Source organism: Actinophytocola sp., from assembly GCF_036002505.1.
Lineage (GTDB): Bacteria > Actinomycetota > Actinomycetes > Mycobacteriales > Pseudonocardiaceae > DASYTH01.
Map to the genome: position 1 here is coordinate 1 of NZ_DASYTH010000298.1, position 9,461 is coordinate 9,461.

Consider the following 9,461-nt stretch of genomic DNA (forward strand, 5'->3'; position numbering starts at 1 on the left):
GGAGGCGATGATCGAGATCGTCTCCGGGTCGAACGTCATCCTGAGCACGCCGACCGGCTCCGGGAAGAGCATGGTGGCGGTCGGCGCGCACTTCGCGGCCCTGGCGGGCGGGCAGCGCAGCTTCTACACCGCGCCGATCAAGGCGCTGGTGTCGGAGAAGTTCTTCGCGCTGTGCGACATCTTCGGCGCGGACAACGTCGGCATGCTGACCGGTGACGCCAGCGTGAACGCCGAGGCGCCGGTGATCTGCTGCACCGCGGAGATCCTGGCGAACATGGCGCTGCGGGACGGGCCGGATGCGGACGTCGGGCTCGTGATCATGGACGAGTTCCACTTCTACGCCGAGCCGGACCGCGGCTGGGCGTGGCAGGTGCCGATCCTGGAGCTCACCCGCGCGCAGTTCGTGCTGATGTCGGCGACGCTCGGGGACGTGCGCCGGTTCGAGGAGGACCTCACCCGGCGCACCGGCCGGTCCACCGCGGTGGTCACCTCGGCCGAGCGGCCGGTGCCGCTGTTCTACAGCTGGCGGCTCACCCCGCTGCACGAGACGCTGGAGGAGCTGCTCGCCACCAACCAGGCGCCGATCTACGTCGTGCACTTCACCCAGGCCGCGGCACTGGAGCGGGCGCAGGCGCTGATGAGCGTCAACGTGTGCACCCGGGCGGAGAAGGACGAGATCGCCCGGCTGATCGGCCGGTTCCGGTTCACCGCGGGGTTCGGGAAAACGCTGTCCCGGCTGGTGCGGCACGGCATCGGGGTGCACCACGCCGGCATGCTGCCCAAGTACCGGCGCCTGGTGGAGCGGCTGGCCCAGGCCGGGCTGCTGAAGATCGTGTGCGGCACGGACACGCTGGGCGTCGGGATCAACGTGCCGATCCGGACCGTCGTGTTCACCGCACTGTCCAAATACGACGGTGTGAAGACGAGGCACCTCAAGGCAAGGGAGTTCCACCAGATCGCCGGCCGGGCCGGGCGGGCCGGCTACGACACGGTGGGCAACGTCGTCGTGCAGGCGCCGGATCACGTGGTGGAGAACGAGAAGGCGCTGGCGAAGGCCGGCGACGACCCGAAGAAGCGGCGGAAGGTGGTGCGGCACAAGCCACCCGCGGGGTTCGTGTCCTGGGGCGAGCCGACCTTCGAGCGGCTGGTCGCGGCCGAGCCGGAGCCGCTGACGTCCAGCTTCACGGTGAGCCATGCGATGCTGCTCAACGTCATCGGGCGGCCCGGCGACGCGTTCTCCGCGATGCGGAAGCTGCTGGAGGACAACCACGAGGACCGGCCCGCGCAGCGCCGGCACATCCGCCGCGCCATCGCGATCTACCGGGCGCTGCTGGCGGCCGGTGTGGTGGAACGGTTGCCTGCACCCGATGACCACGGCCGCAGCGTTCGACTCGTTGGAGATCTTCAACTTGACTTCGCGCTCAACCAGCCACTGTCGCCGTTCGCGCTGGCCGCCATCGAGTTGCTGGACCGGGAGTCTCCGAACTACGCCCTGGACGTGGTATCCGTCATCGAGTCCACTTTGGACGACCCGCGGCAGGTGCTGTCCGCGCAGGAGTCCAAGGCCCGCGGCGCGGCCGTGGCGGCGATGAAGGCGGAGGGCATCGAGTACGAGGAGCGGATGGTCCTGCTCGAGGACGTGACGTATCCGAAACCGTTGGCGGAGTTGCTGAACGCGGCGTACGAGACCTACCGGCGCGGCCACCCGTGGGTCGCCGACTTCCCGCTCTCGCCCAAGTCGGTGGCCCGGGACATGTACGAGCGGGCCATGACGTTCACCGAGTACGTCGGCTTCTACCAGCTGGCCCGCTCGGAGGGGCTGGTGCTGCGCTACCTCGCCGACGCGTACAAGGCGCTGAAGCAGACCGTGCCGCCGGACGCCCAGACCGAGGAGCTGGCCGACCTGACCGAGTGGCTCGGCGAGCTGGTCCGGCAGGTCGACTCCAGCCTGCTCGACGAGTGGTCGCAGCTGGTCAACCCGACCGAAGCGGCCGCCGGCGAGGAGGCGCCGCCGGCGGTCACCGCGAACAGCCGGGCCTTCCGGGTGCTGGTGCGCAACGCCCTCTTCCACCGGGTGCAGCTGGCCGCTGCCGAGCGCTATGCGGAACTGGGCGAGCTGGACGCGGAGTCCGGCTGGCCGGCCGAGGCGTGGCGGGCCGCACTGGAGCCGTACTACCAGTTGCATGACGAAATCGGCACCGGGCCGGACGCCCGCGGGCCGGGGTTGCTCATGATCGACGAACAGCCCGGCCGGTGGGTGGTCCGGCAGGTGTTCGAGGACCCCGCCGGTGATCATGACTGGGGCATCGCCGCCGAGGTTGACATGGTCGAATCCGACCGTGCAGGTGAGGCGTGCATTCACACAACTTTCGTAGGGGAACTGGTAAACAGCTAAGGTCCTTCGGCCCAGGACAGACGATCATCGTCGCGCGTACGCTGCCGAAATCGGCAAGGGGGCGGGCTATGGATGATCAAGCGGGCGAGCAGCTGCTGCTGGCCCTGTGCCGGGCTTCGTCCGGCGACGTCCATCTCGACCTGGCCGAGCTGGACTCCGTCGACATGCTGTCCGTGATCGCCCTGCTCCGTGGTGCCGCCGGCATGCGCGACGGCCAGTACCTCGTGCTGCACAACCCGCCCACCGCCCTGCGCCAGATGCTCGAAGCCGTCGGCGACGCCACCGGCGACTCAGGCGTGCGGGTCGAGTAACCCCGCGAGTCCCCAGTTCAGGCAAGCGAGTTCCCGGTTCAGGCAAGCGCACGTCACGGCTGCAACAACGCCCGCACCTCCTCGTCCGACACCTGGCTGAAATCCTGGAACCACTGGCCCACCGCACGAAACCGGGCCGGAGCGCGCAGGCAGACCAGTTCGTCGGCCAGCTCCGCCATCGCCGGCACGACGTCCGCGGGTGCTACCGGCACGGCCAGCACCGTCCACCCGGCGCCGAGCCGGCGCACCACGCGCAGCGCGGCGACCACAGTGGACCCGGTGGCGATCCCGTCGTCCACGATGATCACCGTGCGGTCCTTGAGGCTCACCCGGTTCCGGCCGGGGCGCAGCGACTCCGCGCGCCGGCGCACCTCGTCCCGCTCGTGCTCGACCTGATCCGCCAGGTCCGACCAGGACAGTCCCAACTCGTGCAGCACAGCCGTGTTCCGCACGGTGACGCCGTCCTCCCCCACCGCCCCGGCGGCCAGCTCCGCCCGGTCCGGCGCGCCGACCTTGCGCACCAGCACGATGTCCAGCGGCGCGTGCAGCCCACGGGCGATCTCCGCGGCCACCGGCACACCCCCGCGCGGCAACCCCAGCACGATCGGCTCCCGCTTGGCCAGGTGCGCCAGCCGCTCGGCCAGCTCCCGCCCGGCCGCGGCCCGGTCCTGGAAGCGCATCGGATACCTCCGGCGCGAAAGTTGAGCCCCTAGACCCCCTGTACCCATGACGTGACCAGAAAATGCTCGATCGAGTCCGTTCGATTCTCCCCCGCGGCCAGCCGCCGCACCAGTTCCGCGCGCGTGAACCAGCGCGCCTCCTCCAGTTCGTTGCGGTCAACGGCAACGGAATCCGACTCCGCCACGGCTCGGAAACCGATCATCAGCCCGGCCGGGAACGGCCAGGACTGGGACGCCTGGTAACGGACCTCGCGGACCCGCACCCCCGGCCTCCTCGGCCAACTCCCGCCGCACCGCGTCCTCGAGGTTCTCGCCGATCTCCACGAACCCGGCCAGCGTGGAGAACGCGTCCGGGCCGGAGCCGAGGTGGCGCGCCAGCAGGCAGCGGGCCGGTGGGTCGGGCGCCTCGACCAGCACGATCACCGCCGGTTCGATCCGCGGAAACAGCAGTTTCCCGCAGCCGTGGCAGACGCGCAGGTGGCCGGCGTCGCGGCGGGCGGTGGGACCGCCGCAAGCGCCGCAGAACCGCTGGTTGCGGTTCCAGTGCAGAATTCCGCGCGCGTAGGACAGGATCGCCGCCTCGGGTCCGGCCAGGGACGGGAACAGGCGGCGGATGTCCACGGTCGCGTCCGCTTCGGCTGCCTGGACCGCCTCCGCCTCGTCCATTTCGGACAGATCGGTGGCGAACACGCCGGCCTCGCCGTCCATCCCGAGGAAAACGGGTTCCTGAGCGGCGGCCGCGGGCACGAAGACGGGCACGCCGGCCCGGGCCAGGCAGCGATCCCGCCACAGCGCGACCGCGCGTCCGTGCGCGCGGGCCTGCTCGATCCACTCCGGGTCGGCCCTTCGGTAGCCCGCCCGGTCCAGAGTGAGCCCGTTGTACGGCAAGGTGACTTCGATCCCCATGCGTGCCACCCTACGAGTCATGGCTGATGACAGCTGCGCGGTCGCGCACGGAGACGCGGCCGACCAGACCGCGACCCGCACCCTGGTCGCGGTGTTCGCCTCACCGGTGGCCGGCTACCTGATCAGGTACGGCAACGACCTGGGGTACCGGACGGTTCTGGTGGAGCCCGAGCGTGGCCGGGTCAGCAACGCCGAGCACGGCGCGGCCGCCGCGGTGCTGACCGCGCTGCCGGCCGGGCTGGGGGCCGACGCCGACGTCGTGGTGACCGACCACCACCGGGTGGAGCTGGGTCCGATGCTGCGCGACGCGCTGGCGTCGCCGGTGCGCTGGGTCGGGGTGATGGGCAACCCGCGGCATCCGGCGCCGCACATCCCCGCGCTCACCGACCTGGGCGTCTCCCCCGGCGACATCGAGCGGGTGCACCGGCCGGTCGGGCTCAACATCGGCTCCCGGACGCCGCCGGAGATCGCCATCGCCACGCTCGCCGGGCTGCTCGCCGACCGGAACGGGCGAAAGGGCGGCTTCGACTTCTGATCCCGAGCGGGCCGGTGGTGTCTGACTGGCGCTACGCCAGCGAGCCGGAAATAAACACTGCGAGCAGCGCAGGGAGCGAGGAACGAGCGACCGAGCAGCGCAGGAGGGAAGACACCACATCAAGGCCCGCTCCCCGCGAGCGGAGCGAGCCAATTAAACACAGCGGTGGACAGTTCCACGCCGCGCGGGTAACTTCTAAGCGCTTGCTTACCTCGAGAATGGGAGGATCCTGTGACCGTGTCCCGGGTCGCGATCGTGACCGGAGCGGCGCGCGGCATCGGCGCCGCCGTCGCCAAGCGGCTGGCCAAGGACGGGTACGCCGTCGCCGTGGTCGACCTGGACGAGTCGACCTGCAAGGACACCGTCGCCGCCATCGAGGAGGCCGGTGGCCGGGCGATCGGGGTCGGCGCCGACGTGAGCAACACCGAGCAGGTGGTCGCCGCGGTGCAGCGGGTGGCCGACGAGCTCGGCCCGCCCACCGTGCTGGTCAACAACGCCGGCATCACCCGGGACAACCTGCTGTTCAAGATGACCGACGTGGACTGGGACGCCGTGCTCGGCGTGCACCTGCGCGGCGCGTTCCTGATGAGCCGCGAGGCGCAGAAGCACATGACCGAGCAGGGCTGGGGCCGGATCGTGAACCTGTCCAGCACCTCCGCGCTGGGCAACCGCGGGCAGGCCAACTACTCCGCGGCCAAGGCCGGCATGCAGGGCTTCACCAAGACCCTGGCCATCGAGCTGGGCAAGTTCGGCATCACCGTGAACGCGATCGCGCCGGGGTTCATCGAGACCGACATGACCGCGGCCACCGCCGAGCGGCTCGGTGTGCCGTTCGAGGACTTCAAGAAGGCCGCCGCCGCGCAGATCCCGGTGGCGCGGACCGGGAAGCCGGAGGACATCGCCGCGACGGCCGCGTTCTTCGTCAGCGACGAGGCGTCGTTCGTGTCCGGCCAGGTCATCTACGTGGCCGGCGGACCCCGAGCCTGAGGAGGCACACCATGCGAGTTTTCGCCGGCCTCGCCGAGCTGGAAGCGGCCAAGGGCGAGCACCTCGGCAGCAGCGACTGGCACACCGTCACGCAGGAGCAGATCGACGCGTTCGCCGAGGCCACCGGTGATCACCAGTGGATCCACGTCGACACCGAGAAGGCCGCGAAGGGCCCGTTCGGCACGACGATCGCGCACGGGTACCTGACGCTGTCGCTGCTTCCCGTGCTCACCAAGGACATCTACCGGGTCGACGGCCTGACCATGGGCATCAACTACGGCTCCAACAAGATCCGCTTCCCGTCGGTGGTGAAGGTCGGCTCCCGGATCCGGGCCGGTGTGGAGCTGGTCGACGTGCTGGAGGCCAAGCTCGGCCGGCAGGTCGTCAACCGCGTCACCGTGGAGATCGAGGGCGAGGCCAAACCCGCCATGGTCGCCGAAACGCTTGTTCTGCTCGTTCCCTGAAAGTAGAGGCGATGACTCAGACCTCACCGCTGGTGACCGCGGAGGACCTGCGCCACCGGGTCAAGGAACTGCTGGAGGCACACGACCCGGCACACACCCAGCCGCTGGACTTTCTGCGGGCCCGGTTCGACGCCGGACTCGCCTGGGTGCACTTCCCGGTCGGGCTCGGCGGGCTGGGCCTCGCCCGCGAGCTCCAGTCCGTTGTGGACGCCGAGCTGGCCGCGATGACTGCGCCGGACAACGACCCGCGCCGGATCGGGATCGGGCTCGGCATGGCGGCGCCGACCATCCTGGTGTTCGGCACCGAGGAGCAGAAGGCGCGTTTCCTCCGTCCATTGTGGACCGGCGAGGAGGTGTGGTGCCAACTGTTCAGCGAGCCGGGCGCGGGCTCGGACCTGGCGTCGCTGGGCACCCGCGCGGTTCGGGACGGCGACGGCTGGACGGTCACCGGGCAGAAGGTGTGGACCTCCAACGCGCACAACGCGCAGTGGGCGATCCTGGTCACCCGCACCGACCCGGACGTGCCCAAGCACGCCGGCATGACGTACTTCATCTGCGACATGACCGCACCGGGCGTGGAGGTGCGGCCGCTGCGCCAGATCACCGGTGAGGCCGAGTTCAACGAGGTGTTCCTCAGCGACGTGCGGATACCGGACTCGTTGCGGCTGGGTGCGATCGGCGACGGCTGGCGAGTCGCCCAGACGACGCTGATGAACGAGCGCGTCGCCATCGGCGGCCGGCCCCTCCCCCGCGAAGGCGGCATGATCGGCTCGGTCGCCGGCACCTGGCGCGACCATCCCGAGCTGCGCACCGCGGGCACCCACGACCGCCTGCTCGAGCTCTGGGTCGAGGCGGAAGCGTTCCGGCTGGCCGGAATGCGGCTGCAGCAGCAACTCGCCGCCGGCGCCCCCGGCCCGGAGGGCTCCGCCATGAAGCTCACCTTCGCCCGGCTGCAGCAGCAACTCTCCGGTCTCGAGCTCGGCATGCTCGCCGAGGAAGGCCTGCGCTACGACGATTGGACCCTGCGCCGCCCGGAAGGCGTCGACTTCTACGGCCGCAACGCCGGATACCGGTACCTGCGCGCCAAAGGCAACTCGATCGAAGGCGGCACCTCGGAGATCCTCCGCAACATCATCTCCGAGCGTGTGCTGGGCCTGCCGTCCGAGCCCCGGGTGGACAAGGACGTGCCGTGGAAGGATCTCCCGCGATGAACCTGCTCTACACCGACATCGAGGACCAGCTCCGCGCCAGCGTCGGCGACCTGCTCGCCGACCGCTGCTCCCCCGCCCAGGTCCTCGCCCGGATCGAAACCGACAAGCCCTACGACCTCGACCTCTGGCGCACCCTCGCCGCCGACGTCGGCGCCGCGGGCCTGCTGGTGCCCGAGGAGCGCGGCGGCCACGGCTCCACCGCCCGCGAAGTCGCCGTGGTGCTGGAGGAGCTGGGCCGGCACATCGCACCGGTCCCGTTTCTCGGCAGCGCCGTGCTCGCCACCACCGCCCTCCTCGGCGCAGACCCGGAAGCGGCCGCCCCATGGCTTGCGGCCCTGGCCTCCGGCGAATCCACCGGCGCCCTCGCGACACCGCTGCCGGCCAGCCCCGGGTCCCCCTTCCCCGCAACGGTTCGAGCGGCTGACGGCAAGCTGCACGGCCGCGTCACCTCGGTCGCCGACGTCCTCGTCGCCGACCTGCTCGTCGTCCCCGCGGTCGGCCCGGACGGCCCAGAACTGCACGTGGTCCGCACCGCCGACGTCACCGTGACCCCGGTCGTGTCCCTCGACCTCACCCGCCCGATCGGCGACGTGACCCTCGACGGTGCCCCGTCCGTCCAGGTAGCCGGGCGCGGTGCGGAGCTCGCCCTGGACACCGCCCTGCTGACCGGAGCCGGCCTGCTCGCCTCCGAACAGCTCGGCATCACCGAATGGTGCCTCGACGCCACCGTCGCCTACCTCAACGACCGCAAGCAGTTCGGTCGCCCCGTAGGCTCGTTCCAGTCCCTGAAACACCGCCTGGCCAACATCTACGAACAACTCGTCCTGGCCCGGGCCGCCGCCCGCTACGCCGCGGACAACCTGGCCGGCAACGGCGGCGACGAGCACATCGCCGTCCACACCGCCGCATCGCTGTGCTCGACGGTTGCCGTCCACGCGGCCGAGGAATGCGTCCAGCTCCACGGCGGCATCGGCATGACCTGGGAACACCCCGCCCACCTGTATCTCAAGCGCGCCAAGGCAAACGAGATCGCCCTCGGTGCCCCCGCCCACCACCGGGCCCGCCTCGCCCCCCTGATCAACCTCCCAGGCCCCGAGTGACCGACCCGCTCCCCGAAGACCTCTGGCCCGACGTCCGCCCCGACGCCGCCCGCCGCCTCATGGCCGCAGCCATCGAGTCCTTCGCCACCCGCGGCTACCACGCCACGACCACCCGGGACATCGCCAACGCGGCAGGAATGAGTCCTGCCGCGTTGTACGTCCATTTCCCATCGAAGGCCGCCGTATTATCGGCGATCAGCCGAAGTGGGCACGAGCAGGCGCTCGAGATGATCCAATCCGTGGTGACCTCGACCGACGACCCGGTTGAGGCGATACAATCGATCGTGCAAAGGTTTGTAGCATGGCATGCCAAACGGCACAGGGTGGCTCGTGTTGTCCAATACGAGCTTCAGGCTTTGCCTCCTGAGGAGTATCAGGTCGTGGCCGACCTTCGCCGCCGGACGGAGCAACTCGTCCGCGATGTAATCTCAGCAGGGGTCGCTTCCGGCCGGTTTAAGGTTGCCGATATTCGAAGTGCTGCGCGTGCGGTATTGTCACTGGGGATTGATGTGGCGCGGTGGTATACAGAGGGGAGCAAGCCGTCGCCGGGGGTTTTGGGGCGGCAGTATGGTGAGCTGGTATTGGGGATGTTGGGGGCTTGAGTTTATCCTTGGGGTGCGCGGTTTCGGGGGCGGCGCGCATTGTGCGGGGTCGCCCCTCCGGCCTCAAGGGCGCCTGCGGCGTCGGCTTCGCCGATCGCGGCCAGACGCCTCGAAGTGCGCAGTTCGGCAGAAGTCCGGCCGCGACCCTTGACCCCGGAGCCTCTGCGACCCCTGGGGCCGCGCACAGCGCGGGCAGGGCGGACGCCCTGCCCCCCACCCGCGCGCCGCCCCCGAACCCCAACAAGCCGTGGTGAAGCGTTCACCCGAAAG

10 protein-coding genes are annotated in these 9,461 nt (G+C 70.3%); 8 read left to right on the top strand and 2 right to left on the bottom strand.

What is annotated here, in order from left to right; all coding sequences use genetic code 11:
* On the top strand, positions 1–2,395 hold a 2,395-nt coding region (locus tag VGR06_RS26325), incomplete at its 5' end, for a DEAD/DEAH box helicase (protein ID WP_327561815.1).
* Between the two features lie 68 nt (positions 2,396–2,463).
* The gene (locus tag VGR06_RS26330; protein ID WP_327561816.1) at positions 2,464–2,706 is read left to right on the top strand and encodes an STAS domain-containing protein; all 243 of its coding nucleotides are present in this window, start codon (positions 2,464–2,466) and stop codon (positions 2,704–2,706) included.
* A 53-nt stretch (positions 2,707–2,759) separates the two neighbouring features.
* On the opposite strand, the gene VGR06_RS26335 is transcribed toward VGR06_RS26330, so the two are convergent.
* Together VGR06_RS26335 and VGR06_RS26340 are read right to left on the bottom strand one after the other, a co-directional pair.
* Positions 2,760–3,386 carry a phosphoribosyltransferase gene (locus tag VGR06_RS26335; protein WP_327561817.1) on the bottom strand — a complete coding sequence of 209 codons (627 nt, stop codon included), beginning with the start codon at positions 3,384–3,386 and terminating at the stop codon, positions 2,760–2,762.
* Between the two features lie 156 nt (positions 3,387–3,542).
* The gene (locus tag VGR06_RS26340; protein WP_327561818.1) at positions 3,543–4,292 is read right to left on the bottom strand and encodes an NAD(+) diphosphatase; all 750 of its coding nucleotides are present in this window, start codon (positions 4,290–4,292) and stop codon (positions 3,543–3,545) included.
* A gap of 19 nt (positions 4,293–4,311) precedes the next feature.
* On the opposite strand from VGR06_RS26340, the gene VGR06_RS26345 reads away from it, so the two are divergent.
* From VGR06_RS26345 to VGR06_RS26370, 6 genes are all read left to right on the top strand, one after another.
* On the top strand, positions 4,312–4,827 hold the full coding sequence (locus tag VGR06_RS26345) for an XdhC family protein (RefSeq protein WP_327561819.1): 516 nt from the start codon (positions 4,312–4,314) through the stop codon (positions 4,825–4,827).
* Positions 4,828–5,058: 231 nt separating this feature from the next.
* Positions 5,059–5,814: a beta-ketoacyl-ACP reductase gene (locus VGR06_RS26350; RefSeq protein ID WP_327561820.1), complete on the top strand. Its 756-nt coding sequence runs from the start codon at positions 5,059–5,061 to the stop codon at positions 5,812–5,814.
* 11 nt (positions 5,815–5,825) lie between these two features.
* Positions 5,826–6,278: a MaoC family dehydratase gene (locus VGR06_RS26355; protein WP_327561821.1), complete on the top strand. Its 453-nt coding sequence runs from the start codon at positions 5,826–5,828 to the stop codon at positions 6,276–6,278.
* An 11-nt stretch (positions 6,279–6,289) separates the two neighbouring features.
* A complete protein-coding gene (locus VGR06_RS26360; protein ID WP_327561822.1) occupies positions 6,290–7,489 on the top strand; it encodes an acyl-CoA dehydrogenase family protein in 1,200 nt (399 codons plus the stop codon).
* The gene (locus VGR06_RS26365) at positions 7,486–8,589 is read left to right on the top strand and encodes an acyl-CoA dehydrogenase family protein (RefSeq protein ID WP_327561823.1); all 1,104 of its coding nucleotides are present in this window, start codon (positions 7,486–7,488) and stop codon (positions 8,587–8,589) included. The genes VGR06_RS26360 and VGR06_RS26365 overlap by 4 nt, the downstream gene beginning before the upstream one ends.
* A complete protein-coding gene (locus VGR06_RS26370) occupies positions 8,586–9,191 on the top strand; it encodes a TetR/AcrR family transcriptional regulator (RefSeq protein WP_414637332.1) in 606 nt (201 codons plus the stop codon). Before VGR06_RS26365 ends, VGR06_RS26370 begins: the two co-directional genes overlap by 4 nt.
* The last annotated feature ends 270 nt before the right edge of the window (positions 9,192–9,461 follow it).